Annotated in this window: 25 protein-coding genes; 2 read left to right on the top strand and 23 right to left on the bottom strand. The window is 61.4% G+C overall.

Annotated elements, in window-relative coordinates; all coding sequences use genetic code 11:
• Positions 1-40 precede the first annotated feature (40 nt).
• From glpK to NKH17_RS20385, 15 genes are all read right to left on the bottom strand, one after another.
• Positions 41-1534 (bottom strand): glycerol kinase GlpK, encoded by a 1494-nt coding sequence (gene glpK / locus NKH17_RS20455; RefSeq protein WP_352898982.1) that lies wholly within the window; start codon positions 1532-1534, stop codon positions 41-43.
• A gap of 145 nt (positions 1535-1679) precedes the next feature.
• On the bottom strand, positions 1680-3407 hold the full coding sequence (locus NKH17_RS20450; RefSeq protein WP_254817346.1) for an ABC transporter substrate-binding protein: 1728 nt from the start codon (positions 3405-3407) through the stop codon (positions 1680-1682).
• A 78-nt stretch (positions 3408-3485) separates the two neighbouring features.
• Complete coding sequence (locus NKH17_RS20445; RefSeq protein ID WP_352508493.1) at positions 3486-3752, bottom strand: DUF2160 domain-containing protein; 267 nt, start codon at positions 3750-3752, stop codon at positions 3486-3488.
• A gap of 173 nt (positions 3753-3925) precedes the next feature.
• A complete protein-coding gene (locus NKH17_RS20440) occupies positions 3926-4840 on the bottom strand; it encodes a carbohydrate ABC transporter permease (RefSeq protein ID WP_352478954.1) in 915 nt (304 codons plus the stop codon).
• A gap of 1 nt (position 4841) precedes the next feature.
• Positions 4842-5708, bottom strand: a complete 867-nt coding sequence (locus NKH17_RS20435) for a carbohydrate ABC transporter permease (RefSeq protein WP_023674893.1) — start codon at positions 5706-5708, stop codon at positions 4842-4844.
• Position 5709: 1 nt separating this feature from the next.
• Entirely contained in the window at positions 5710-6777 is a 1068-nt protein-coding gene (locus NKH17_RS20430; RefSeq protein WP_352898986.1) for an ABC transporter ATP-binding protein, read from the bottom strand.
• A gap of 9 nt (positions 6778-6786) precedes the next feature.
• A complete protein-coding gene (locus NKH17_RS20425; protein ID WP_352898989.1) occupies positions 6787-7866 on the bottom strand; it encodes an ABC transporter ATP-binding protein in 1080 nt (359 codons plus the stop codon).
• Positions 7867-7905: 39 nt separating this feature from the next.
• The gene (gene glpD, locus NKH17_RS20420) at positions 7906-9432 is read right to left on the bottom strand and encodes a glycerol-3-phosphate dehydrogenase (RefSeq protein WP_352898992.1); all 1527 of its coding nucleotides are present in this window, start codon (positions 9430-9432) and stop codon (positions 7906-7908) included.
• A 126-nt stretch (positions 9433-9558) separates the two neighbouring features.
• The gene (locus NKH17_RS20415) at positions 9559-10326 is read right to left on the bottom strand and encodes a DeoR/GlpR family DNA-binding transcription regulator (RefSeq protein WP_254817352.1); all 768 of its coding nucleotides are present in this window, start codon (positions 10324-10326) and stop codon (positions 9559-9561) included.
• A 109-nt stretch (positions 10327-10435) separates the two neighbouring features.
• Positions 10436-11848, bottom strand: coding sequence for a pyridoxal phosphate-dependent decarboxylase family protein (locus tag NKH17_RS20410; RefSeq protein WP_352898995.1), 1413 nt, complete (start codon positions 11846-11848; stop codon positions 10436-10438).
• Positions 11849-11906: 58 nt separating this feature from the next.
• Positions 11907-12638, bottom strand: coding sequence for a proteasome-type protease (locus tag NKH17_RS20405; protein ID WP_254817354.1), 732 nt, complete (start codon positions 12636-12638; stop codon positions 11907-11909).
• Between the two features lie 31 nt (positions 12639-12669).
• Positions 12670-13464, bottom strand: a complete 795-nt coding sequence (locus NKH17_RS20400) for a transglutaminase family protein (RefSeq protein WP_352898998.1) — start codon at positions 13462-13464, stop codon at positions 12670-12672.
• Positions 13465-13525: 61 nt separating this feature from the next.
• Entirely contained in the window at positions 13526-14467 is a 942-nt protein-coding gene (locus NKH17_RS20395) for an alpha-E domain-containing protein (RefSeq protein ID WP_023674885.1), read from the bottom strand.
• Positions 14468-14624: 157 nt separating this feature from the next.
• Positions 14625-16037: a circularly permuted type 2 ATP-grasp protein gene (locus NKH17_RS20390; RefSeq protein WP_352899001.1), complete on the bottom strand. Its 1413-nt coding sequence runs from the start codon at positions 16035-16037 to the stop codon at positions 14625-14627.
• 172 nt (positions 16038-16209) lie between these two features.
• Positions 16210-16446 carry an Lrp/AsnC ligand binding domain-containing protein gene (locus NKH17_RS20385; RefSeq protein ID WP_023674883.1) on the bottom strand — a complete coding sequence of 79 codons (237 nt, stop codon included), beginning with the start codon at positions 16444-16446 and terminating at the stop codon, positions 16210-16212.
• A gap of 236 nt (positions 16447-16682) precedes the next feature.
• Between NKH17_RS20385 and NKH17_RS20380 the strand changes: the two genes are divergently transcribed.
• Positions 16683-17102, top strand: a complete 420-nt coding sequence (locus tag NKH17_RS20380) for a DUF4864 domain-containing protein (RefSeq protein ID WP_352736588.1) — start codon at positions 16683-16685, stop codon at positions 17100-17102.
• 8 nt (positions 17103-17110) lie between these two features.
• Here NKH17_RS20380 and tgt read toward each other — a convergent pair whose 3' ends face one another.
• From tgt to coaD, 7 genes are all read right to left on the bottom strand, one after another.
• Positions 17111-18241 carry a tRNA guanosine(34) transglycosylase Tgt gene (gene tgt, locus NKH17_RS20375; RefSeq protein ID WP_352899004.1) on the bottom strand — a complete coding sequence of 377 codons (1131 nt, stop codon included), beginning with the start codon at positions 18239-18241 and terminating at the stop codon, positions 17111-17113.
• A gap of 8 nt (positions 18242-18249) precedes the next feature.
• Positions 18250-18519, bottom strand: a complete 270-nt coding sequence (locus tag NKH17_RS20370; protein ID WP_352478963.1) for a hypothetical protein — start codon at positions 18517-18519, stop codon at positions 18250-18252.
• The gene (queA, locus tag NKH17_RS20365; RefSeq protein ID WP_352478964.1) at positions 18509-19594 is read right to left on the bottom strand and encodes a tRNA preQ1(34) S-adenosylmethionine ribosyltransferase-isomerase QueA; all 1086 of its coding nucleotides are present in this window, start codon (positions 19592-19594) and stop codon (positions 18509-18511) included. Before queA ends, NKH17_RS20370 begins: the two co-directional genes overlap by 11 nt.
• A gap of 12 nt (positions 19595-19606) precedes the next feature.
• Positions 19607-20005: a hypothetical protein gene (locus tag NKH17_RS20360; protein WP_352899008.1), complete on the bottom strand. Its 399-nt coding sequence runs from the start codon at positions 20003-20005 to the stop codon at positions 19607-19609.
• On the bottom strand, positions 20002-20514 hold the full coding sequence (locus tag NKH17_RS20355; RefSeq protein ID WP_254817363.1) for a peptidylprolyl isomerase: 513 nt from the start codon (positions 20512-20514) through the stop codon (positions 20002-20004). The genes NKH17_RS20360 and NKH17_RS20355 overlap by 4 nt, the downstream gene beginning before the upstream one ends.
• Positions 20515-20542: 28 nt before the next feature.
• Complete coding sequence (locus NKH17_RS20350) at positions 20543-21133, bottom strand: peptidylprolyl isomerase (protein ID WP_352478966.1); 591 nt, start codon at positions 21131-21133, stop codon at positions 20543-20545.
• Between the two features lie 75 nt (positions 21134-21208).
• Entirely contained in the window at positions 21209-21709 is a 501-nt protein-coding gene (gene coaD, locus NKH17_RS20345) for a pantetheine-phosphate adenylyltransferase (RefSeq protein ID WP_352478967.1), read from the bottom strand.
• Between the two features lie 196 nt (positions 21710-21905).
• Here coaD and NKH17_RS20340 point away from each other — a divergent pair, with 196 nt between their 5' ends.
• Positions 21906-22058 (top strand): hypothetical protein, encoded by a 153-nt coding sequence (locus tag NKH17_RS20340; protein WP_352478968.1) that lies wholly within the window; start codon positions 21906-21908, stop codon positions 22056-22058.
• Positions 22059-22112: 54 nt separating this feature from the next.
• On the opposite strand, the gene gyrA is transcribed toward NKH17_RS20340, so the two are convergent.
• Positions 22113-24920: a DNA gyrase subunit A gene (gene gyrA, locus NKH17_RS20335; protein ID WP_352806995.1), complete on the bottom strand. Its 2808-nt coding sequence runs from the start codon at positions 24918-24920 to the stop codon at positions 22113-22115.
• Positions 24921-24940: the final 20 nt, after the last annotated feature.

Genomic DNA, 24940 nt, shown 5'->3' with positions numbered 1-24940 from the left:
CGCGGGTTTTTCATGGGTGCGAAGCCGGTGCCATCCCTGCTTATTGCACGCTTAGCGTCCTGCGCACAGCGTGGCGCCAACCTGCCAGCTTGGCGGCACGTGTCGAAGCATCCATCTCCGGCTTGAACCGGCGCTCGAGCGCCCAACTCCTGGCGAATTCCCGCGCCTTCGGCCAGACACCGGCCTTCGAGCCGGCCAGCCATGCCGCACCAAGCGCGGTCGTCTCGAGAATTGTCGGCCGGTCGACCGGCGCATCGAGAATGTCGGCCAGCCGCTGCATGGTCCAGTCCGACGCCACCATGCCGCCATCGACCCTGAGCACGGTCTTGGCCGAGGCGCCCTTCCAGTCCTTGCGCATAGCGTCAAGCAGGTCGCGCGTTTGGAACGCAACGGATTCCAGTGCCGCGCGGGCAAATTCCGCCGGCCCGGAATTGCGGGTCAGCCCGAAGATGGCGCCGCGCGCCTCGGCATCCCAGTGCGGTGCGCCGAGCCCGACGAAAGCCGGCACCAGATAGACGTTCTGCGTCGGATCGGCCTCCGCCGCCAATTTGCCGCTCTGCTCGGCCTTGCCGATCACCTTGATGCCGTCCCGCAGCCACTGCACGGCAGCGCCGGCGATAAAGATAGAGCCCTCCAAGGCATAGGTGGTGTTGCCGTTCAGCCTGTAGGCGATGGTGGTCAAAAGCCGGTTCTTCGAACGCACCAGATCGCTGCCGGTGTTGAGCAACGCGAAGCAACCGGTTCCGTAGGTGGATTTCATCATGCCCGGCTCGAAACAGGCCTGGCCGATCGCCGCCGCATGCTGGTCGCCGGCCACACCGAGGATTCTGATCTCTGCACCAAACAGGCTTTTGTCGGTTATTCCAAAATCATCGGCACAGTCTTTCACCTGCGGCATCATTCTTGCAGGTATACCAAGAATGGCCAGCAACTCGTCATCCCAGGCGTTTTGTTCGATGTTGTAGACCAGCGTGCGCGAGGCATTGGTGGCGTCAGTGGCGTGGACCTTGCCGCCAGTCAGGCGCCAAATCAGAAAACTGTCGATAGTGCCGGCCAGCAGTTCGCCCTTCTCGGCGCGTTTTCTGGCGCCCTTCACCTTGTCCAGCATCCAGGCGATCTTGGTGCCGGAGAAATAGGGATCGAGCAGCAGGCCGGTCTTTTTCGTGAATTTCTTCTCCAGCCCCAGCTTCTTCAGTTTCTGGCATAGCGGCGCGGTGCGGCGGTCCTGCCAGACAATCGCGTTGTGGATCGGCTCGCCGGTCTCCTTGTCCCAGATGACGACGGTTTCGCGCTGGTTGGTGATACCGATCGCGGCGACGTCCGCTGCGTTGCGGCCGGCTGTCTTCAGCGCGGCCCTCACCGTTTCCACGACGCTCGACCAGATTTCCTCGGGATCGTGCTCGACCCAGCCGGAGGCCGGATAATATTGGGTGAATTCCTTTTGCCCGCTGCCGACGACCTTCATCTTGTCGTCGAACAGGATCGCCCGGCTCGATGTCGTGCCTTGGTCGATTGCAAGGATGTATCCGGTCATTCTCTCTCCCGTCGAAGCGAATTCAAGGTGCTGCGATGTCTCGGCGCCAGATGGCGCGGAGCCGTTCACGCAAACAGGGGAGACGGCAACATGCCGCCTCCCCTGAGTATCGCGATGCGGGCGCGAACGCCCGCATCAAACGGCCCTATTGCTGCCAGCTCTTCACCAGCTCGTCATAGTTGATGGTGACCGGTTTTTCCTTCTCGTTCTCGATCTTGAGCTGAGGAGCGAGATTGCCCTTCTTGACCGCGTCGGCGTTCCAATAGGCGAGGTCATGCTCTTCGGCCATCTTCGGGCCGATATCGCCCTGGACGCCCGACTTCTCGATGCGGCTCATCACCTTTTCCTGCTCGGCGCAGAGCGAGTCCATCGCTTCCTGCGCGCTCTTGGCGCCCGATGAAGCGTCGCCGATAGCTTGCCACCAAAGTTGTGCCAGCTTCGGATAATCCGGCACGTTGGTGCCGGTCGGCGACCATTGGACGCGTGCCGGCGAGCGGTAGAACTCGATCAAGCCGCCGAGCTTCGGAGCACGCTCGGTGAAGCTCTTGTCGTGGATCGTGCTCTCGCGGATGAAGGTCAGGCCGACATGGCTCTTCTTCACGTCGACCGTCTTCGAGGTGACGAACTGCGCGTAGAGCCAGGCGGCCTTGGCGCGGTCGGTCGGCGTCGACTTCATCAGCGTCCAGGAACCGACGTCCTGATAGCCAAGCTTCATGCCGTCCTTCCAGTAGACGCCATGCGGCGACGGCGCCATGCGCCACTTCGGCGTGCCGTCGTCGTTCAGCACCGCCTTGGCGCTGGCGTCGACCATGCTGGCGGTGAACGCGGTATACCAGAAGATCTGCTGGGCAACCGCGCCCTGCGCCGGCACCGGCCCTGACTCGGAGAAGGTCATGCCCTGGGCTTCCGCCGGTGCATAGGCCTTCAGCCAATCGAGGTACTTCTGGATGGCATAGACGGAAGCCGGACCATTGGTGTCGCCGCCGCGCGCCGTGCAGGAACCGACCGGTCGCGAATTCTCGTCGACCTTGATGCCCCATTCGTCGACGGGCAGACCGTTCGGAATGCCCTTGTCGCCATTGCCGGCCATCGACAGCCATGCGTCGGTGAACCGCCAGCCGAGCGACGGGTCCTTCTTGCCATAGTCCATATGGCCGTAGACCTTCTTGCCGTCGATCTCGCGGCCGGTGAAGAACTCGGCGATGTCCTCATAGGCCGACCAATTGACCGGCACGCCGAGGTCGTAGCCGTATTTGGCCTTGAAGTCCGCCTTGTTCTTCTCGTCATTGAACCAGTCGTAACGGAACCAGTAGAGGTTCGCGAACTGCTGGTCGGGAAGCTGGTAGAGCTTCTTGTCGGGCGCGGTGGTGAACGAGGTGCCGATGAAATCCTTCAGGTCGAGATTCGGGTTGGTGACATCCTTGCCGTCGCCTGCCATCCAGTCGGTCAGGTTGCGCACCTGCTGGTAGCGCCAGTGCGTGCCGATCAGATCGGAATCGTTGACCCAGCCGTCATAGAGGTTCTGGCCGGTCTGCATCTGGGTCTGGATCTTCTCGACGACGTCGCCTTCCTGGATGACGTCATGCGTGACCTTGATGCCGGTGATGGCGGTAAAGGCCGGCGCCAGCACCTGCGATTCATACTGATGCGTGGCGATGGTTTCGGAAACCACCTTGATATCCATGCCGGCGAAAGGTTTCGCGGCATCGATGAACCATTGCATTTCGGCTTCCTGGCCGGCGCGGTCGAGCGTCGAGAGGTCGCCGATTTCCTTGTCCAGGAAGGCCTTGGCCTCGTCCATTCCGGCATAGGCATTGCTTGCCCCGAGCAACAGGACAAGCGCAGTTGTTGATGTCAAGAATTGCCGTCGCATGTATTTCCTCCACTGTTAAAGTTCAAAGTGCGATCTGGATCGGCGGCCGGCACGCCGCCGTTCCAACAGTTTCCCCCTCTATACGTAGCGGAACACGCCGACGGCGAAGACCACGGAGAGAGCGAGAGCCCACCACAGATTGGGTCCGACTAGACCCAGCCAAGCGAGATGGATAAAGGCGCTGCCCAGCAGCGACAGGAACAGGCGGTCGCCGCGCGTCGTTTCGAAGCGCAGCACGCCGACGCGCGGATTGCCGCCCGGCGAGACGTATTCCCACACCGCCATGCCGCAAAGCAGCAGAAAGATGGTTCCAAAGAAGGCCGCGGTCGGCCACGTCCAGGCCATCCACGAAAAGTCGAGGTTGGACGAGAGGTTAAATCCCCACAGGCGGATATTGGCCGGATCGCTGAAGCCTACCGTTATTGCCACGAAATCGATTTGAAGTGCCACCCAGGCCACTACGACCAGGGCGAGAAACAGCACGGCCCACCACCATGGGCTTCTGTCGACCTGCTCCATCATACCCTCCCCAGGGCAAAGCCCTTGGCGATGTAGTTGCGCACAAACCAGATGACGAGCGCGCCGGGAATCAGCGTCAGCACGCCGGCGGCGGCAAGCAACCCCCAATCCATACCGGCGGCCGAAACGGTGCGGGTCATGGTCGCGGCGATCGGCTTGGCATCCGTGGTCGTCAGCGTGCGGGCGATCAAGAGCTCCACCCACGAGAACATGAAGCAGAAGAAGCACGCCACGCCGATGCCGCTCGCAATCAGCGGCATGAAGATCTTGATGAAGAAGCGCGGGAACGAATAGCCGTCGATATAGGCGGTCTCGTCGATCTCCTTGGGCACGCCCGACATGAAGCCTTCGAGGATCCACACCGCCAGCGGCACGTTGAACAGGCAATGCGCCAGAGCCACGGCGATATGGGTGTCGATAAGGCCGAAGGCCGAATAAAGCTGGAAGAATGGCAGCGCGAACACCGCCGGCGGCGCCATGCGGTTGGTCAGCAGCCAGAAGAACAGATGCTTGTCGCCGAGGAAGCGATAGCGCGAAAAAGCATAGGCAGCAGGCAGTGCCGCAGCCACCGAAATCACCATGTTCATAACCACATAGGTGATCGAGTTGATGTAGCCCGAATACCAGGACGCGTCGGTGAAGATGGTGCGGTAATTCGCCAATGTCGGCGCGTGCGGGTAGAGAGTCAGCGACGAGACGATCTCGCCATTGGTCTTGAAGCTCATATTGATGAGCCAGTAGATCGGCAAAAGCAGAACGACGATGTAGAGCGTCGGCACGATCCACCACCAGCGCGACTCCTCGCCGCGACGGCGCATCAGCCGTGCGATCTCGTCCTGTCGTAGCGTGCTGGCGAGCCCTTCCGAAGCTGTCGTCTCGCTCACCCTATCGGCTCTCTCTTCGGTGCGGCTCATCTCAACGCTCCGCGTCGTAATTGGTCATCACGGTGTAGAACACCCACGACAACAGCAGGACGATAAGGAAGTAGACCAGCGACATCGCCGCCGCCGGGCCGAGGTCGAACTGGCCGAGCGCGGTCTTGACGAGATCAATCGAAAGAAAGGTCGTCGAGTTGCCGGGGCCGCCACCGGTGACCACGAACGGCTCCGTGTAGATCATGAAGCTATCCATGAAGCGCAGCAGCACGGCGATCAGCAGCACGCGGTTCATCTTCGGCAGCTGGATGTAGCGGAACACCGCCCAGCGCGAGGCACCGTCGATCTTGGCTGCCTGATAAAAGGCATCCGGGATCGAGACCAGGCCGGCATAGCAGAGCAGGACGACGAGGCTGGTCCAATGCCAGACGTCCATGATGATGACCGTGACCCAGGCGTCATATGGGTCTTGCACATAATTATAGTCGATGCCGAGCGCGTTGACGTAATAGCCGAGCAGGCCAATGTCGTTGCGCCCGAACACCTGCCAGATGGTGCCGACGACGTTCCACGGGATCAGCAGCGGCAACGCCATCAAAACAAGGCACACAGGCACGCCCCAACCCTTCTTCGGCATATTGAGCGCAATGAAGATGCCGAGCGGCACTTCGATCGCCAGGATGATAAAGGAGAAGACAAGGTTGCGGATCATCGCCTGCCAGAAGCGGCTCGAGGAAAGCAGTTCCTCGAACCATTCCGTGCCGGCCCAGAAGAAGACGTTATTGCCGAAAGTGTCCTGCACCGAATAATTGACGACCGTCATCAGCGGTATGACCGCCGAGAACGCCACCAGCAGCAACACCGGCAGCACCAGGAACCAGGCTCTGTTGTTCCAGGTCTTTTCCACTTCAGGCCCCCATCTCGACGCGCCAGGAATCGGCATAGATGTTGATGCCGGCTGGGTCGAACCGCACCTTCGGATCAGCCGGAACTGTCTCGTCCTCGCCGATGACGGCGGCGATCTCGCGCCCTTCGAGATTGGCACGGACCACCTTGTGGCGGCCGACGTCCTCGACCTTGCTGATCCGGACGGCCATGCCCTGGCTGCCCAGGCGCACATATTCGGGACGGATGCCGAGCTCGATGGCGCCGCCACCGGCCTTAGGCACGCCCGGCAGTTCGATCTGCTGCGAGCCCAGCCGCGCAGTCTTGCCGTCGATCGCCACCGGCATGACGTTCATGCCGGGCGAGCCGATGAAATAGCCGACAAAGGTGTGGCGCGGGCGCTCGAACAGCTCTGCCGGTGTGCCGATCTGCACGATTTCGCCGTCATACATGACGACCACCCTGTCGGCGAAGGTCAAGGCCTCGGTCTGGTCGTGCGTGACATAGACCATGGTGTAGCCGAAGCGGCGGTGAAGCTGCTTCAACTGGGAGCGCAGCACCCATTTCATATGCGGGTCGATGACGGTCAAAGGCTCGTCGAACAGGATGGCATTTACGTCGGAGCGCACCAGCCCGCGCCCGAGCGAGATCTTCTGCTTCTGATCGGCTGTCAGTCCGCGGGCCTTTCGTTTGGCCATATCGGCCAGCCCGGTCATCTCCAGCGTTTCGCGCACCTTACGGTCGACGTCGGCCTCCGGCACGCCGCGATTGCGCAGCGGGAACGCCAGATTGTCGTAGACCGTCATCGTGTCGTAGATCACCGGGAACTGGAAGACCTGGGCGATGTTGCGCTCTTGGGTCGACAGGTTGGTCACGTTCCTGCCGTTGAACAGCAACTGGCCGTGTGAGGGATGCAGCAATCCCGAAATGATGTTGAGCAGCGTAGTCTTACCGCAGCCGGACGGGCCGAGCAGCGCATAAGCGCCGCCATCCTCGAAGGTGTGTTGCACTTCCTTCAACGCGAAATCGGCATCCGTGCGCGGGTTCTGCAGATAGGAGTGGCGGATATGATTGACATCGATGCGCGCCATCGCTTCCTCCTAAGCCGCCAGCTTCGGCGCGGCCACGGCGCGGCCGTGCTCGTCGAAGACCATGATGTGGCGCGGGTCGATAAACACCTCGACCTCCTCGTCCGGCTCGAAGTCGCGAATGCCGTGGGTCAGCATGACCCAGCGCGCATCGGCAAAATCGAGATGGATGAAGCTTTCCGATCCGGTGATCTCAGTGATCGTCACCTTTGCGCGCACCGGCACTGCGGCGGCGTTGGGCCGATCGAGGGACAGATGATGCGGCTGGAAGCCGATCGTATAGATCGCATCGGCAATGCTGAAGAGTTCGGCCGGCACTGGCAATTTCACACCGCCCTCGAGCAGGAAATCCAGGCCCTTCTTGGCAAGCACAATGGTGTTGAGCGGCGGATCGGCGAAGGTCCTCGCCGTCACCAGATCGACCGGTTTGCGGAACACTTCGATGGTCGGCCCGAACTGGGTGATGCTGCCCTCGGAAAGCGTTGCCGTGTTGCCGCCGAGCAGCAAGGCCTCGTGCGGCTCGGTCGTGGCATAAACAAAGATTGTGCCGGCGGCCGCGAAGACTTTCGGCAGTTCCGCGCGTAATTCTTCACGCAGCTTGTAGTCGAGATTGGCGAGCGGCTCGTCGAGCAGCACGAGGCTGGCATTCTTGACGATGGCGCGGGCCAGCGCGGTGCGCTGCTGCTGGCCGCCCGACAGACTGAGAGGCGTCCGGTCGAGATAGGGCGTGAGCTTGAGAAGGGCGGCGGCATTGCGCACCTCCCTGTCGATGGTTGCCTGATCCGTGCCAGCTACCCGCAGCGGTGAGGCGATGTTTTCGTAGACCGTCATCGCCGGATAATTGATGAATTGCTGGTAGACCATGGCGACGTTGCGCTTTTGCACCGGCATGCCGGTGACATCCTTGCCATCGAACCAGACCGAGCCCGAGGTCGGCACGTCGAGGCCCGCCATCAACCGCATCAGGCTGGTCTTGCCGGAGAGCGTCGGCCCGAGCAGGACGTTGAGCGAGCCGTGCTGAAGCGTCAGCGAGACATCGCGGATATGTTCCGCCGCACCCACCGTCTTCGTCACGTTTCTCAGTTCAAGCATGATGCCTCCTCCCAGGCTTTCTGCATCAGTCGGCCGTCCCTATTCGGCAGCCGCTACGTGCTGCCGGCTTATTCCGCGCATGAACTCGTCGAGCACTGCCGCCTGCTCACGGCTGAGACGCAGGCCGCGCTTGGTCCGGCGCCACAATACATCCTCGGCAGTCATCGCCCATTCGTTTTCGGCGAGGTAGCGCACCTCGGCTTCGTAGAGATCGGCGCCGAAGTTGCGGCCAAGATCGACGTTCGATTTGGCGAGGCCCAGCAGCTTCCTTGCGCGGGTGCCGTAGAGCCGGGTCAACCGGCGGGCCAGCCGCGCGTCGAGGAACGGGTACGCCGTTTTCAGTTTCGCCACTTCGGCATCGAAGCCGGTAACAGGAAAGTCACCGCCGGGCAGCGGCGCGCTTGCCGTCCATGGCTTGCCGCGCTTGCCGAGAAAACCCTCGATCTTCTCGAGCATCGATTCCGACAATCGGCGGTAGGTGGTGATCTTGCCGCCAAAGGCATTGACGATCGGGGCGGCACCCTCGCCTCCATCGGCCTTCAGCACATAGTCGCGGGTGGCTTCCTGCGCCTTTGAGGCACCATCGTCGTAGAGCGGGCGCACCGCGGAATAGGTCCAGACGATATCCGACGGCTTGACCGGCTGCGCGAAATATTCGCTTGCCGCAGCGCAGAGATAGTCGATCTCGGCATCACTGATCCTGACGTCGTGCGGATCGCCGGGATAGTCCCGGTCGGTGGTGCCGATGAGCGTGAACTCGTCTTCATAGGGGATGGCGAAAATGATGCGCCCGTCCTTGTTCTGAAAGAAATAGGCGCGTGGGTCGTCGAATTTCTTGCCAACGACGATGTGGCTGCCTTGCACGAGGCGGACATTGTGCACGTCGTTCAAGCCGACGGTGGCCGACAGCACCTGATCGACCCACGGGCCGGCGGCATTGACCAGCAGCCGCGCCTTGACCTCCTCGGTATCGCCGGTCCGCACGTTTTCAAGCCTGACCGTCCAGAGATTGCCTTCGCGGCGTGCGCTGACGACCTTTGTTCGGGTTCGAATGGTTGCGCCGCGCTCGGCAGCGTCGCGGGCGTTCAACACAACCAGCCGGGCATCGTTGACCCAACCGTCCGAATATTCGAACGCCTTTCGAAACAGCGGCTTCAGCGGCTTGCCGGCCGGATCCTTGGCCATGTCCAGCGTTTTCGTCGGCGGCAGCAATTTGCGCCCGCCAATATGATCGTAGAGGAAAAGCCCGAGCCGGATCAGCCAGGCCGGACGCAGCCCCTTGGCGTATGGCAGCACGAAGCGCATCGGCCAGATGATATGCGGCGCGTTCCTCCACAGGACCTCGCGTTCCATCAGCGCTTCGCGCACCAGGCGGAACTCGTAGAATTCGAGATAGCGCAAGCCGCCATGGATCAGTTTGGTCGAGCCCGAAGAGGTTCCGCTGGCCAGATCGTTCATCTCGGCAAGAAATACCGAAAACCCACGCCCCACGGCATCGCGGGCGATGCCGCAGCCATTGATGCCGCCACCGATGACGAAAATGTCATGGATCGGTGATGCGCCCAAACAGTCCTCCCTCGATTTCGCATTGCAGCATTTTTGGGTTCTTGCGAAACCGTACGGGAATTATTTCGAAATGATAACGAATGTCAAACGAAATATGATTGGCGACAGGATGCCGCAACGGCATCTCTAGGAGAGCGACGTTTCGATCAGCTGAACTTCTGCCTCCTGGCAGATCTTACGCACCGATGGGATGTCGCAACGATCGGTGATAAAGGTGTTGACCTGCGACAGATGGCCGATGCGGACGGGCGCGGTGCGCTCGAACTTGGTCTGGTCCGACACGAGGATCACATGCCGCGCGTTGGCGATGATCGCCTGCGCGACTTTCACCTCGCGAAAATCGAAGTCGAGCAGTGCGCCGTCGTGATCGATGGCCGAGGCGCCGATCACCGCAAAATCGACCTTGAACTGCCGGATGAAATCGACCGCTGCCTCGCCGACCACACCGCCGTCGGAACCGCGTACGACACCGCCGGCGATCACCACCTCGATCGAAGGATAAACGCGCATCCTATTGGCAACATTGATGTTATTGGTGATGACCATCAAGCCGCTGTGATCGAGCAGCGACTTGCTGACAGCTTCCGTCGTTGTTCCGATATTGATGAAAAGAGACGCGTTGTCGGGGATCAGCCGGGCTGCTGCGCGGCCGATCGCCTCCTTCTCCTCGGCGGCGATCTTGCGCCGAGCCTCATACTCCATGTTCTCGATGCCGGACGGGAACAATGCCCCGCCATGAATGCGAGACAAAAGCCGCTGGTCGCAGAGATCGTTGAGATCCTTGCGGATCGTCTGCGGCGTCACGTTGAAATGCGTCGCCAACTCCTCGACCAGTACGCGGCCATGGTCCTTGGCCATCTGGATGATTTCGGAATGACGCGGCGACAGATACATCTAGCAACCTCTCGTTTTCGTTTTACTTGTCTATAACGGAAAACGAAAGCCATGAACAGGAAGATCAGGTGGCTGCAAGAAAGCCCCGGCGCAACCTCGATGATGCCGGTCAACCCAGGCCACGCGCAATTTCAGTAATGACCTCGAAAGCAGTATCGACATCCGCCGCTGTCGTTTCGAACTGCCCGACCTGAAAGCGGATCGCCACCTTCCCGTCCACCCGGGTTTGCGTCAGGTAGATGCGGCCGTCATCGTTGATCGCGCTGACCAACCGCAAATTGTGCTCGTCAGAGTCGGCGCCCGCAGCCGCGAGATGCCGGAACGAGAACAGCGACAGCATCGGTTCCGTGACGATCTCGAAATCCGGTTCCCTTGCCAGCCTTGCGGCGAGGCTCTCGCTCCAGGCGACATGGTTGCGGACCATGGTCCGCAGATTTTCCAAGCCATGTGCACGCAACAGGAACCAAAGTTTCAGCGCGCGGAACCTCCGGCCAAGCGGCACCGACCATTCGGAGTAGTTGATGACTCCGTCGCGGCCATGCGTCTTGAGGAATTCGGGCTGGATCGCCAGCGTGCGCACGAGGTCTTCCGGCTGACGGATGAACTGCATCGAGCAATCGAACTGTGCGCCCAGCCATTTATGCGGGTTGAAGACAATGGAATCCGCATGTTCGGCGCCTGCCCAGAAATGCCGGAACTCGGGGCAGATCATGGCGGAGCCAGCCCATGCGGCATCGACATGCAGGTAGAGCCCGTGCCGCTTAGCCACCGCGGCAACAGCCGCCACATCGTCGGTGCCGCCGGTACTTGTGCCACCGACGCTGGCGATGATCCCCGCCGGCAGCATGCCGTTTTCGCGGTCGGTGACGATCGCGGCTTCCAGAGCCGCCGTCTGCATGGCGCGGAAGCGTCCGGCGACCGGAATGCGCACGAGGTTCGCCTCGCCGATGCCCGACACCCAGATCGCCCGGTCGATGGAAGTATGGACTTGGCCGGAAGAATAGACCCGCACGACCGGCTGGCCTTGCAAGCCGTTCTTGTTACCTTGCCAGTCGAGCGCGCGCTCGCGCATGGTCAGCACGGCGGCAAGCGTCGCCGATGAAGCCGAATCCTGCATGACGCCGGAAAATCCCTCCGGCAGACCAAGCGCCTGCCGCATCCAGTCGACGACACGCGTCTCGAGTTCGGTTGCCGCCGGCGAGGTCTGCCAAAGCATGCATTGCGCAGCCATGGCGGAAACCAGATACTCGGCCACGACCGAGGCCGGTGCCGCATTGGCCGGGAAATAGGCGAAGAAACGCGGATGCTGCCAATGCGTCATGCCCGGCAGAATCTTTTGCTCGAAATCGGCGAAGATTGCCTGCATCGTTTCGCCGTTTTCCGGCGGCGCGACATCGATGCTTCTGAAGATTTCGCCCAGCTCGACAAACGGCCGCACCGGTCTTTCGCGAAGGCTGTCTCTGTAGTCGGCGCCCCATTCGGCCGCTCGCAGCGACCATTCGCGGAATTCGTTGCTATTCATCTTCGCCTCCGTAGCGCCTCGTCGAGCCGCCATCAAAGAGCACGAAAAACGAAGGTTTTCATTCGGGAAAATCAGGCAAGCTGGCAAAGGCAGTCTTCAGCGCGTTCGACCAGCTATCCGAGATCGTGCGATAATATTGATCATCCTGGGTTATTCGCTTTTTGAGGCCGACCTTGAAGGTGTCCTTTTCATAGAACAGCAGGTCGAGCGGCAGGCCGACCGACAGGTTCGACTTCAGCGTCGAGTCGAACGACACGAGCAGCAACTTCACCGTCTCGGCGAAACTCATCGTCCTTTCATAAGCGCGGATGATGATCGGCTTGCCGTATTTGGTCTCACCGATCTGGAAGAACGGCGTGTCGTCGGTGGATTCGATGAAATTGCCTTCCGGATAGATCATGAACAGGCGCGGCGCGCTGCCCTTGATCTGACCGCCGAGGATGAAGGAGGCGTTGAAATAGGAATCCGCCTTTTCGCCCGCCGGCGACGAACTGGCGATGACCTCCTTGACGGTGTCTCCGACCAGCCGCACTGTCTGGTACATGGAAGGCGTTTCGAGCAGCGTGGCACGGCGCTCCGCCACTGCCTTGGTGCGTTCGTCGAGCAGGCTGACTACGGCCTGCGTCGTCGCCAGATTGCCGGCCGACATCAAAACGATGACGCGCTCGCCCGGCTCTTCCCAGACATGCATCTTCCTGAAGGTCGAGATCGAATCCATGCCGGCGTTGGTGCGCGTGTCCGACATGAACACGAGCCCGCGATCGATCTTCAGGCCGACGCAATAGGTCATCGAATCTCTTTGGCAACAATCTTGGCGGAGATTACTGCTCCACGGTGACGGTGACGGCAAGCTGTTCTTCCGCCTGTCCCAGCCGAATTCCCGACACCGGTGTGGCGTCGCGATAATCGCGGCCAGTCGCCACCTTTACATAACGCTCGTCGGGAGAAATGCCGTTGGCGACGTCGAAGGCGACCCAGCCGAGGCCCGAGACATGCGCCTCGGCCCAGGCGTGGCTTGCCGCCTGCTCGATCGCTGCATTCATCATCAGGTAGCCACTGACATAGCGCGCCGGAAAATCCATGGCGCGCGCCGCCGCAACGAAGATGTGGCTGTGGTCCTGGCAAACGCCGGTCTTGAGCGCCAGGGCCTCTTCGGCCGGCGTCGTCGCGTTGGTGGTGCCCGGCGTATGAGCGACGCGCTCGCCGATCATCGCCATCAACCGGTGCAGCCTTTCGATGTCGGTGCCCTTGCCGACCGAGGCAGCAAGCTCGCGAATGCCGCTGCCGATCGTCGTCAGCGGCGTTTCGTGGCCGAACAGCCAGAGCGGCACGAAACCCTGGTGCGGCCCGCAGACGCCGGCGGTGTCGCGCGTCACCACTTCGCCGGCTGCTTCGACGGTGATGAAGTCGCGCTCACCCTCGACGCTCAACAGCCGGGTATCATTGCCGAAATGGTCGGTGAAGCGCACTTCCTCGCGTGCGCCTTCGATCTTCAGCGCCCAGGACAGTACCGTCTGGGTCCGCCCGTTCACCGGGAGCAGCCGCAAACGCTGCAACAAATAATGCACCGGCGCATCGTAGCGGTATTCGGTCCGGTGGGTGATCTTCAGCCGCATCGCACTCGTCCCTGGAGCATGAGCTTTTCCGAAAACCGGTCTCCGCTTTTTGGGGTCATGCTCAATAGAACCTGTAATCCTGCGCGATCTCGTCGCCGAGCCTGGTGTTGTCGCGGATGAAATTGGCCAGGAATTCATGCAGACCGGCGTCGAAAATATCCTTGATCGAGCCGGCCGTCAGCATGGCCTGGGTCTTGGCAGCCGTCGCATGGCAGGCGTGGCGCTCACCATAGTCGTCACCCAGGAATTTGAGATGCTCCGTCAGGAAGCGGTAGCAAAAGGTCAGCGAGCGCGGCATGCGGACGTTGAGGATCAGATAGTCGGCGATGTTGCTCGGCTTGTAGTCGGCGTCATAAACCCAGCGGTAGGAGCGGTGCGCCGATACAGAGCGCAGGATCGATTCCCACTGGTAGTTGTCGAGCGTCGAGCCGACCCAGGAAATCGACGGCAACAGCACGTAGTATTTCACATCCAGGATGCGCGCGGTGTTGTCGGCGCGTTCGACATAAGTGCCGAGCTGCGAAAAATCGAAAATCTCATTGCGCAGCATCGTGCCGTAGAACGAGCCGCGGATCAGCGCCGTCTCGCGTTTGATTGCGTCGAGCGCGTTGGGCAGGTCGCGCTCGTCGATCGGCTTGGCCAGCATCCGCTTCAGCGACATCCAGGCTTCGTTGATGCTTTCCCAGGTTTCACGCGTCAACGCGGTACGCACCATGCGGGCATTGTTACGGGCCGTTTCGATAGACGACATCGTGCTCGACGGGTTCGATGTGTCGCGCAGCAGATAGTCGGCGACATTGGCGGCGGTGTAGTCGGAATATTTCTGCGTGAAGCTGGCGTCCGAACCGGCGCTGAGCAGCACCGAATTCCACTCCTCCGAAGCGTTCTGAGTACGGGTTAGCGCCATGCGCAAGCCGGCGTCCACCAGCCGCGCCATGTTTTCCGCCCGCTCGATATAGCGGTTCATCCAATAGAGCCCGTTGGCGGTGCGGCCGAGAAGCATGTCAGGCGGTCCTGTGGCGAACGGTGGACGGTGGACGGTGAATGGTGACTATCCAGAACCTAAGCCACGATGCCGCGTGCTTCACTTCAGGGCATTTCACCAACATCAACAACATATATCCTTATCTATTCACTATTCACTACTCACTACTTCCACTCTAATCATCCAACACCCACGTATCCTTTGTGCCCCCGCCTTGCGAGGAATTGACGACCAGCGAGCCTTCCTTGAGCGCTACTCGGGTCAGCCCGCCGGGCACGATCTGGATACGGTCGGAAACCAGCACATAGGGGCGCAGATCGACATGGCGCGGCGACAGCCCCTTGTCCGTCAGGATCGGACAGGTCGACAGCGCCAGCGTCGGCTGAGCAATGTAGTTCGATGGTTTTGCCGCGAGCTTTTTCGAAAAATCCTCGCATTCCTTCTTGGTCGCCGCCGGACCGACCAGCATGCCGTAGCCGCCGGACCCGTGGACCTCCTTGATGACCAGTTCATCGATGTGCTCGAGCACGTATTTCAGGCTGTCCGGCTCCGAGCAGCGCCAGGTCGGGATGTTGCCGAGCATCGCCTTGCGGCCGGTGTAGAATTCGACGATCTCGGGCATGTACGAATAGATCGCCTTGTCGTCAGCGATGCCGGTTCCCGGCGCATTGGCGATCGTGATATTGCCGGCGCGGTAGACGTCCATAATGCCCGGCACGCCAAGTGCCGAGTCGGGGCGGAAGGTCATCGGATCGAGGAACGAGTCGTCGACACGCCGGTAAAGCACGTCGATCTGCTTGTACCCCTCGGTCGTGCGCATCGCGACATGGCCATCGACGACGCGCAGATCCTGCCCTTCGACGAGTTGCACGCCCATCTGGTCGGCAAGGAAGGCATGTTCGAAATAGGCCGAGTTGAAGCTGCCCGGCGTCAGCACGGCAATCGTCGGCGTGCCCTTGGTGCTTTGCGGCCGTACCGCCGCCAGCGACTGGCGCAGGAGCTGCGGATAATTCTCCACCGGCCGCACCTTGATCTGCTGGAACAACTCGGGAAACAGCTGCATCATCGTCTCGCGGTTCTCCAGCATGTAGGAGACGCCGGACGGCGTGCGCGCATTGTCCTCCAGTACGTAGAACTCGTTCTCGCTAATGCGTACGATGTCGACGCCGATGATGTGGGTATAGACGCCGGCCGGCGGCCGCACCCCGATCATCTCGGGCAGGAACGCCTCGTTCCTGGCGATCAACTCCTTCGGCACCCGGCCGGCGCGCAAGATCTCCTGGCGATGGTAGATGTCGTCGAGAAAGGCGTTCAGCGCCTGGACGCGCTGCTCGATGCCTTGCGTCAGCCGTCGCCATTCATTGCCCGAAATGATGCGCGGAACGATGTCGAAGGGTATCAGCCGCTCCGATGCTTCCTGCTCGCCATAGACGGCGAAAGTGATGCCTGTCTTGCGAAAGACGCGTTCGGCGTCCTGCATCTTCTCGGTAAGTCTGGCCGGGTCCTGTTCCTTCAGCCAGCGATCGTAAGCCGAATACGGTTTTCTCAGCCCGGAAACTTCCGGAAGCATTTCGTCGAACGCTGCCAATCGCATACTCCCCTGTGACGCCATTTCACTGGCCTCGCTGGAGAAAATCAAGCGCAATCGGCGATTTGGCGGGCGCCGGCGATCAGTATATCGCGGTTGCCTAAAATTAAGGCAGCACCAATAGGGCCTTGATCAGGCTTTGCCTGGTGTCCGGGCAAATGTCGGATGGAGATCAAAACGCGCGAAAGGTGACGACCGTAAACGTATCCTTGATGCCCGGGAGAATCTGCACTTTCTCGTTGACGAAGTGGCCGATGTCTTCCTCGTCGTCGACATAGAATTTGGCGAGCAGGTCGTAGTTGCCGGCTGTCGAGTAGATTTCCGAAGCAATCTCGGCATCGGCCAGGGCGCTGGCAACGTCGTAGGCCTTGCCCAGATCGCACTTTATCTGCACGAAAAATGCCTTCATTGCCTGGTCCTGTCCAACATCGCACGCTCTAATCGAGCGGCCCTTGTGGCAGACTGCCGCCCGGCTTTCAAGCATCGCCAATCGCTCAGGCTGTCTCGCCTCGACAATGCTTTCTCGGCTCGGACGCGCACTGCTACGCCGAATGTTTACGCTCGGCTGAAACCCTGAAGCATGGCAAAGCGTATGGTATCATGTACCTTCAGGCAGCGATTTCTCGGGGACAACGGAGACAGGCCATGCGCCGCGCGTTTTTCGCATTCGCAGTCGTTCCATTCATTTTCGCATCCCAGGCCTTTGCTGGCGACGCCGAAGTCAAAGCGGCGCAGACGGTCATCGATGGTCAGTTGAGGGCCTTCATCGCCAATGACGGAATGACGGCCTACAGCTTTGCCGCACCGAATGTGAAGCGCCTCTTTCCGACCGTCGATACCTTCATGAACATGGTGACCAACGGCTATCCGCCGGTGCGCCAGCCGCAGACCTACTCTTTCGGCAAGGTTCGTGAGACGAGCCCGACCTCGATCATCCAGCAGGTGCTGATCGTCGGACCGGACGGCAAGGACTATGAAGCGGTCTATACGCTCGAGCAGCAGCCCGACGGCAGCTTTCGGATCACCGGCTGCAGCCTGCGCGCGTCCGTGTCGCTCAGCACTTGAGCCTTCGATCACCTCACTGGGAGATCGCCCCGCCTCCAGCCTTCGGAAATCTCAGCTGAGCGTGCTTCCAACCTGCCAGCTTCGATCGCTTCACGAATGTCGCGCATCAGCTGCTGGTAATAGGACAGATTGTTCCAGGTCAGGAGCATCGCCCCAAGCGCCTCTTGCGAGCGCACCAGATGGTGCAGATAGGCGCGCGAATAGTCGCGTGCGGCCGGGCAGTCGCTTTCCTCATCGAGCGGACGCGGATCGTCGGCATGGCGGGCGTTGCGCAGATTGACCTTGCCGCGCCGTGTATATGCAAGGCCGTGGCGCCCTGCCCGCGTCGGCATCACGCAGTCGAACATGTCGATGCCGCGCGCCACCGACTTCAAAATGTCGTCCGGGGTGCCGACGCCCATCAGGTAGCGCGGCCGGTCAGCCGGCAGCTCCGGGCAAGTGATGTCGAGCATCTCCAGCATCACCCCTTGCGGCTCGCCGACAGCCAGCCCGCCGATCGCGTAGCCCTTCAGCTCCATTGCCTTCAGCGCCTGCGCCGAGCGCAGCCGCAGATCCGGCACGTCGCCGCCTTGCACAATGCCGAACATCGCCTTGCCGGGCTGCTCGCCGAATGCCGTCTTGCAACGCTCGGCCCAGCGCAACGACAACTCCATGGCACGCTCGATCTCGTTCTGCTTGGCCGGCAGAGCCGTGCATTCGTCGAGCTGCATCTGGATGTCAGAATCGAGCAGCCCCTGGATCTCAATCGAACGCTCCGGCGACATCTCGAAGGCGCCGCCGTCGATATGCGAACGGAAGGTCACGCCGTTCTCGGTCAGTTTCCTCAGCTTCGATAGCGACATCACCTGGAAGCCGCCGCTGTCGGTCAGGATCGGATGCGGCCAGCGGGCGAACTCATGCAGGCCGCCGAGCCGCGCCACGCGCTCGGCGCCAGGTCTCAGCATCAGGTGGTAGGTATTACCAAGGATGATGTCCGAGCCGACGCCGCGCACCTGATCCATATACATGGCCTTCACCGTGCCGCCGGTACCGACCGGCATGAAGGCAGGCGTGCGGATTTCCCCGCGCGGCATGGTGATTGCACCACGCCGCGCCCTGCCGTCGGTCGCCAGCACCTTGAAGGTGAATGCGTCAGTCATTGAATTCCCTAGCCATCGAACTCCTTGTCGAATACCAGCGCGTCCGGAGCTTGCTTATCGAGCGATTGACGGTAGCGGATGCAGCCGCGCATGAATTTCGGCCACGGCGGCACGGCAATCGCCGGCTCGGTCTTTTCGGGCAAAAGCGACCACAGGTCGGGATGATGCCAGCACAGATCATGGCCGGTGGCGTCGCGGTGTTGGCGGATGCCGGCGCGTAATTTCCTGACCTCGCCGATCAATGCTTCGCGGTCGAAGGTTTCCAGGTCATCGTCCATTACTATCCTCCCTGAACAGAAGACTTGCGTCTCCATAGGAATAAAACCTGTAGCGATTCTCGATGGCATGCGCATAGGCCGCCCGCATCGTCTGCAAACCGCAGAAGGCCGAGACCAGCATGAACAGCGTCGAACGCGGCAGATGGAAATTGGTCATCAGCATGTCGGCGGTCTTGAAGCGATAGCCGGGGGTGATGAAGATGTCGGTCGGGCCTGACCATGCGGCCAGCCTGCCCTCCTCGCCAGCCGCGCTCTCCAGCAACCGCAGCGATGTCGTGCCGACACCGATAATGCGCCCTCCTTTTGCTTTCGCCGCATTCAGCGCCTCGGCGGTTTCCGCGCTGACCGAACCGGTCTCGGCGTGCATCTTGTGGTCGGCGGTGTCGTCCGCCTTCACCGGCAGGAACGTACCGGCGCCGACATGCAGCGTGACGAAACGGCGCTCTATGCCCTTGGCATCGAGCGTCGCAAACAGCTCCGGCGTGAAATGCAGCCCTGCCGTCGGCGCGGCGACCGCGCCCTCCTCCCTGGCATAAATGGTCTGGTAATCGCTTCGGTCGCGTTCGTCGTCGTCACGCTTGGAGGCGATGTAGGGCGGCAGCGGGATGTGGCCGACAGCGTGCAGCGCTTCGTCGAGGAACGGCCCTGACAGGTCGAAGCTGAGCAGCACCTCGCCGCCTTCCCCCTTCTCGATCACGGTTGCATCGAGTTGGCCGAGAAAGCAGGAATTGGCATCATGACCGAAATGGATGCGGTCGCCGGCTGCAATGCGCTTGCCCGGACGCATGAAGGCGAGCCAGCGGTCGGGCGCCGTCCGCATATGCAGCGTGGCTTCGACCTGCGCTGCTGCTTCGCCGCGCCGCCTGATGCCCTTCAATTGTGCCGGAATGACCTTGGTGTCGTTGAAGACCAGCACATCACCGGCCTTGAGCAGGGCCGGCAGGTCGCGCACCGTCAGGTCTTCGAGCCCCTCACCCGGCCTGACCACCAGCATCCTGGCGCTGTCGCGCGGCTCGGCTGGGCGAAGCGCGATGCGTTCTTCCGGCAGATCGAAGTCGAAAAGGTCGACGCGCAAGAAAACCCCGCCTCAAGGTTCCGGGCAGGTCACCGCCCAGGCACCGACACCGTCAATGCTCAGCGTGCCGCCCATCGCGAAACTGGACTGCTCACTGGCCTTGACCAGCCGCAATTTGGCGACGATCGAGCTGAGGCCCTCATCAGTGAGATCGATCAGCATGCGCTCGTCGTCTTCGAATGCCTGTCCAACGATGACTTTCGTTGAGCCTGGCTGTCCGTCCGTGGTCCATGTCTTGCCGCCGGCATCCAGCCACACACGCGCCACCGCAATGACGGCCGTGTGTCCCATCAAAACATCAATCGATGCCGCGCCGCCGTCGGCGCTGCAGACGATCGATTCCGTCGCCAGCGCCGGAGTGGCCGCCGCGACGAGCACAAATGCGATGGCCGCGACAGCCCGGCCGGTCATTTTACGTCGGCCGCAACCTTGAGCGATACGATCTTGTCGGGGTCCTGCACCGGTTCGCCGCGCTTGATCTTGTCGACATTGTCCATGCCTTCGATGACCTGGCCCCATACAGTGTACTGGCGGTTGAGGAAGGCGGCGTCGTCGAAGCAGATGAAGAACTGCGAATTGGCCGAGTTCGGGTTTTGCGAGCGCGCCATCGAACAGGTGCCGCGGCCATGGTTGGCGTTGGAGAACTCGGCCTTCAGATCGGGCTTGTCGGAACCGCCAGTGCCGGCGCGCGACGGCGCGAAAGACGGCTTGTTGGAATTGCCGAACTTCACGTCGCCGGTCTGCGCCATGAAGCCGTCGATGACGCGGTGGAAGACCACGCCGTCATAGGCGCCTTCGCGTGCTAGCTCCTTGATACGGCCGACATGGCCGGGCGCCAGATCTGGAAACAATTCGATGACGACCTTGCCCTTGGTCGTGTCCATGATAAGCGCGTTCTCGCGGTCCTTGATTTCGGCCATGTCAGAAATATCCTTTTGAAACTTGGGTTTACTTGCCGTCGGCGGCGATGCGCACCTTGATCATGCGATCGGGATCGGTCACCGTCCCGTTCTGCGCCTCGTCGCCTTTCTTGATGTGGTCCACCAGCTCCATGCCGCTGACGACATTGCCAACGATGGTGTACTGGCCATCGAGCGGCGGTGCCGGCGCGAACATGATGAAGAATTGCGAATTGGCGGAATTCGGATCATCGGAGCGGGCCATGCCGACCACGCCGCGCTGGTAGTGCTCGGTACTGGAGAATTCGGCCGGCAGGTCAGGAAGATCGGAGCCGCCGGTGCCGACAGCGTCGGCATTGAAGCCGCTCTTCATGTTGCCGAACTTGACGTCGCCGGTCTGCGCCATGAAGCCGTCGATGACGCGGTGAAAGGCGACGTTGTCGTAGGCGCCCTGGCGCACCAGCTTTTTGATCTGCGCGACGTGTTTCGGCGCAAGGTCGGGCCTCAGCGCGATGGTCACCTCGCCGTCTTTCAGCGTTACGATCATGGTGTTTTCCGGATCAGCGGCAAAGGCCGACACGGATGCGGTCACAAGACCGGCAAACACGGCAAGCAAGAAGGCAAGCTTTTTCAGCTGCATGGGATCTTTCTCCGAATATCTTCGTTCATGCATGTCGTTACCCAAAGCCGGGTTCCACTTTTGGGTGACATGCATTTATTTCGCGAATTTGGCGGCGAGCGCGCCGGCCACGGCCGCCGGCACGAAGGGGCGGATGTCGCCTCCCATCGAAGCTATCTGGCGCACAAGTGTGGCGGTAATGGTGCGCACCGAGGGGCTGGCGGGCAGGAACACCGTCTGCAGCTCCGGCGCCATGGTCTCGTTCATGCCGGCCATCTGCATCTCATAGTCAAGATCGGTGCCGTCGCGCAGGCCGCGGATCATGATCGAGGCGCCATGCTTCCTGGCCGCATCGATGACCAGTCCGTCGAAGGCGACCACTTTGATACGCGCACCGTCGCTGCCGAATTCCGCCTTCGCGGCCGTTTCGATCAGGCCAACCCGTTCCTCGAAGGAAAACAACGGCTTCTTGCCGGGATGGGTGCCGATCGCCGCAAAGATTGTATCCGCCACGGCCAGCGATGCCTTCAGCACGTCGAGATGGCCGTTGGTCAGCGGGTCGAAAGAGCCGGCATAAAGGGCGATGCGTTCGGTCATGGCAGGTGCTTCTAGCGAGCCTCTCCCCTAAAGGCAAATCCGATCGACAGGCCCGCCCCATGAACCTTTTGGCCGACGTGAACGACAGATGAATGTGCCGCTCACAACGGCTTCACGCAGTGTTCACTAAGTTGCAGCTGCAAAAGATGAAACCAAACACCCACCTGATCGTTGTTAGGCGCAGGAGAACACGCACATGCTGATCTACATGCTTGCCACCGCAATGACCGTCGCCATGCTGATCGCTACCGTATTCGGGTTACATCAGGAAGCACAGCGCGTCCGCGCCAAGGCCAATACCAAGCAGTTCGAAGGCTTCGGCATCCGTAGGCCTTATCGGCATTTCTAGAGTGTTTGTTGACAACACCGGACCGACCTATCGGGCTGGCGGCGTCGTGGCAACTCACTCGACGTTGTTGTTGTCAGGCTCCCCACCTTCGGTAGCAGCGCCGCTTTCAGCCTCGACACCCTCTTCGATCTCTTCGTCCGCCTGCGGCTCCGAAATCCGCTCCACCGAAACGACCTTCTCGCCCTCTGCGGTATTAAAGATCGTAACGCCTTTGGTGGCGCGGCTGGCGAAGCGAATGCCGTTGACCGGGACGCGGATGACGGTGCCGCCATCCGAAACCAGCATGATCTGATCATCATTGCCGACCGGGAAGGTCGCCACCAGACGGCCGATTTCGGCCGTTTTCGAAACGTCGGTGGCGCGGATACCCTTGCCGCCGCGACCGGTCAGGCGGAAATCGTACGACGACGAACGCTTGCCGTAGCCATATTCCGTCACCGTCAGCACGAACTGCTCGTGTGCCTTGAGGAATTCGTAGCGCTCGTCCGAAAGCTCCGCCTCTTCGCCGACCTCTTCGTTGGTAAGCTGGATTTCTTCCTCCTCACCGGCGGCGATGTCGGCGGCGAGCCGGCGTTCAGCCACCACCCGCTTGAGATAGGCGGCACGCTCCGCCGGAGGCGCATCGACGTGCTCGATCACCGCCATCGAGATCACCCGGTCGCCATCGGCCATGGCGATGCCGCGCACGCCCACCGAATTGCGGCTCTGGAAGACGCGTACGTCGCTGACCGGGAAGCGGATGCACTGGCCGGAACTTGCCGTCAAAAGCACGTCGTCATTATCGGTGCAGGTCTCGACGCCGAGGATCTCGTCGCCTTCCTCGTCCAGCTTCATGGCGATCTTGCCGTTGCGGTTGACCTGGACGAAGTCCGACAGCTTGTTGCGACGCACGGTGCCACGCGTGGTGGCAAACATGACGTCGAGCTCGCCCCAACTCGTCTCATCCTCCGGCAGCGGCATGATCGTGGTGATGCGCTCGCCCTGTTCGAGCGGCAGCATATTGATCAGCGCCTTGCCGCGCGATTGCGGGTTGCCGATCGGCAGGCGCCAGACCTTTTCCTTGTAGACGATGCCACGCGAAGAGAAGAACAGCACCGGCGTGTGCGTGTTGGCGACGAACAGCCGGGTGACGAAATCCTCTTCCTTGGTCGACATGCCGGAGCGGCCCTTGCCGCCGCGGCGCTGCGCCCGGTAGAGCGACAGCGGCACGCGCTTGATATAGCCGGAATGGCTGACCGTGACGACCATGTCCTCGCGCTGGATCAGGTCCTCGTCTTCCATGTCCGCCCCGCCCTCGGCGAGCTCGGTGCGGCGCGGCGTGCCGAACTCGTCGCGCACGGCGATGAGCTCGTCCTTGACGATCTGCTGGACGCGGGCGCGGGACGACAGGATGTCCAGGTAGTCCTTGATCTCGTCGCCGATCGTGTTCAGCTCGTCGGCGATCTCGTCGCGGCCGAGCGCGGTCAGGCGCTGCAGGCGCAGTTCGAGGATGGCGCGCGCCTGCTCCTCGGAGAGATTGTAGGTACCGTCCTCGTTGATGCGATGGCGCGGGTCGTCGATCAGAAGAATCAGCGATTCCACGTCGCCCGAAGGCCAGCGCCGCTCCATCAACTGCTCGCGCGCCGTCTGCGGGTCCGGAGCGCTGCGGATCAGCTTGATGACTTCATCGATATTGGCAACAGCGATGGCAAGGCCGACCAGCACATGGGCGCGGTCGCGCGCCTTGCGCAGCAGGAATTTCGTGCGCCGGCTGATCACCTCCTCGCGGAAGGCGACGAACGCCTTCAGCATATCGGTCAGCGTCAGCAATTCCGGCTTGCCGCCGTTCAGCGCCACCATATTGGCACCGAAGGACGTCTGCAGCGGAGTGAAGCGGTAAAGCTGGTTGAGGATGACGTCGGCGACGGCGTCGCGCTTCAGTTCGATGACGACGCGGTAACCCTGGCGGTCGCTCTCGTCGCGAATGTCGGAAATGCCCTCGATGCGCTTGTCGCGCACCAGTTCGGCCATCTTCTCGATCATCGACGCTTTGTTCACCTGATAGGGAACCTCGGTGATGACGATCGATTCACGGTCGTTGCCGCGCGCCTCGACGTTGACGCGGCCGCGCATGACGATGGAGCCGCGGCCGGTCGAATAGGCGCTGTAGATGCCGGAACGGCCAAGCACGATGCCGCCGGTCGGGAAATCCGGTCCCGGAATGATCTCCATCAGCGCCGGAAGGTCGATCGCTGGATTGTCGATGAGGGCAATGGCGCCGTTGCAGACCTCGCCCAGATTGTGCGGCGGGATGTTGGTGGCCATGCCGACGGCGATGCCGCCGGAGCCGTTGACCAGCAGGTTCGGAAAGCGCGCCGGCAGGACTTTCGGTTCGCTGCCCGACGCATCGTAAGTGTCCTGGAAATCGACGGTGTCCTTGTCGATGTCTTCCAGCAACTCATGCGCGACCTTGGTCAGCCGCGATTCCGTGTAGCGCATCGCCGCGGGCGGATCGCCGTCGATCGAGCCGAAATTGCCCTGCCCGTCAATCAGCGGCACGCGCAGCGACCAGTCCTGCGCCATGCGCACCAAAGCGTCGTAGATAGAGGCGTCGCCGTGCGGATGGTATTTACCCATCACGTCGGCGACCGGGCGTGCCGATTTCACATATTTACGATTCCAGTGATAGCCGCTCTCATAGGCGGCGTAGAGGATGCGGCGATGCACCGGCTTGAGGCCGTCGCGCACGTCCGGCAGCGCGCGACTGACGATCACGCTCATGGCGTAATCGAGATAAGAGCGCTGCATCTCCTCGATGATGGATATCGGCTCGATGCCGGTGGGGCCGCCGTCGGCGCCGCGCGGTGTCTTTTGGTCAGTCAAATCGGATCACAATCTAATCA

The sequence above is a fragment of the Mesorhizobium sp. M1334 genome (genome assembly GCF_040317995.1).
Lineage (GTDB): Bacteria > Pseudomonadota > Alphaproteobacteria > Rhizobiales > Rhizobiaceae > Mesorhizobium.
This window is presented reverse-complemented; position numbering and strand designations above follow the sequence as displayed.

Bases quoted from the DNA above. Each gene is read 5' to 3' on its own strand.
- glpK (WP_352898982.1), bottom strand. From the start codon at position 1,534: ATGACCGGATACATCCTTGCAATCGACCAAGGCACGACATCGAGCCGG.
- NKH17_RS20450 (WP_254817346.1), bottom strand. From the start codon at position 3,407: ATGCGACGGCAATTCTTGACATCAACAACTGCGCTTGTCCTGTTGCTC.
- NKH17_RS20445 (WP_352508493.1), bottom strand. From the start codon at position 3,752: ATGGCCTGGACGTGGCCGACCGCGGCCTTCTTTGGAACCATCTTTCTG.
- NKH17_RS20440 (WP_352478954.1), bottom strand. From the start codon at position 4,840: ATGAGCCGCACCGAAGAGAGAGCCGATAGGGTGAGCGAGACGACAGCT.
- NKH17_RS20430 (WP_352898986.1), bottom strand. From the start codon at position 6,777: ATGGCGCGCATCGATGTCAATCATATCCGCCACTCCTATCTGCAGAAC.
- NKH17_RS20425 (WP_352898989.1), bottom strand. From the start codon at position 7,866: ATGCTTGAACTGAGAAACGTGACGAAGACGGTGGGTGCGGCGGAACAT.
- NKH17_RS20415 (WP_254817352.1), bottom strand. From the start codon at position 10,326: ATGTATCTGTCGCCGCGTCATTCCGAAATCATCCAGATGGCCAAGGAC.
- NKH17_RS20410 (WP_352898995.1), bottom strand. From the start codon at position 11,848: ATGAATAGCAACGAATTCCGCGAATGGTCGCTGCGAGCGGCCGAATGG.
- NKH17_RS20405 (WP_254817354.1), bottom strand. From the start codon at position 12,638: ATGACCTATTGCGTCGGCCTGAAGATCGATCGCGGGCTCGTGTTCATG.
- NKH17_RS20400 (WP_352898998.1), bottom strand. From the start codon at position 13,464: ATGCGGCTGAAGATCACCCACCGGACCGAATACCGCTACGATGCGCCG.
- NKH17_RS20395 (WP_023674885.1), bottom strand. From the start codon at position 14,467: ATGCTTCTCGGCCGCACCGCCAACGGGCTCTATTGGATGAACCGCTAT.
- NKH17_RS20385 (WP_023674883.1), bottom strand. From the start codon at position 16,446: ATGAAGGCATTTTTCGTGCAGATAAAGTGCGATCTGGGCAAGGCCTAC.
- NKH17_RS20380 (WP_352736588.1), top strand. From the start codon at position 16,683: ATGCGCCGCGCGTTTTTCGCATTCGCAGTCGTTCCATTCATTTTCGCA.
- tgt (WP_352899004.1), bottom strand. From the start codon at position 18,241: ATGACTGACGCATTCACCTTCAAGGTGCTGGCGACCGACGGCAGGGCG.
- NKH17_RS20370 (WP_352478963.1), bottom strand. From the start codon at position 18,519: ATGGACGATGACCTGGAAACCTTCGACCGCGAAGCATTGATCGGCGAG.
- NKH17_RS20360 (WP_352899008.1), bottom strand. From the start codon at position 20,005: ATGACCGGCCGGGCTGTCGCGGCCATCGCATTTGTGCTCGTCGCGGCG.
- NKH17_RS20355 (WP_254817363.1), bottom strand. From the start codon at position 20,514: ATGGCCGAAATCAAGGACCGCGAGAACGCGCTTATCATGGACACGACC.
- NKH17_RS20350 (WP_352478966.1), bottom strand. From the start codon at position 21,133: ATGCAGCTGAAAAAGCTTGCCTTCTTGCTTGCCGTGTTTGCCGGTCTT.
- coaD (WP_352478967.1), bottom strand. From the start codon at position 21,709: ATGACCGAACGCATCGCCCTTTATGCCGGCTCTTTCGACCCGCTGACC.
- NKH17_RS20340 (WP_352478968.1), top strand. From the start codon at position 21,906: ATGCTGATCTACATGCTTGCCACCGCAATGACCGTCGCCATGCTGATC.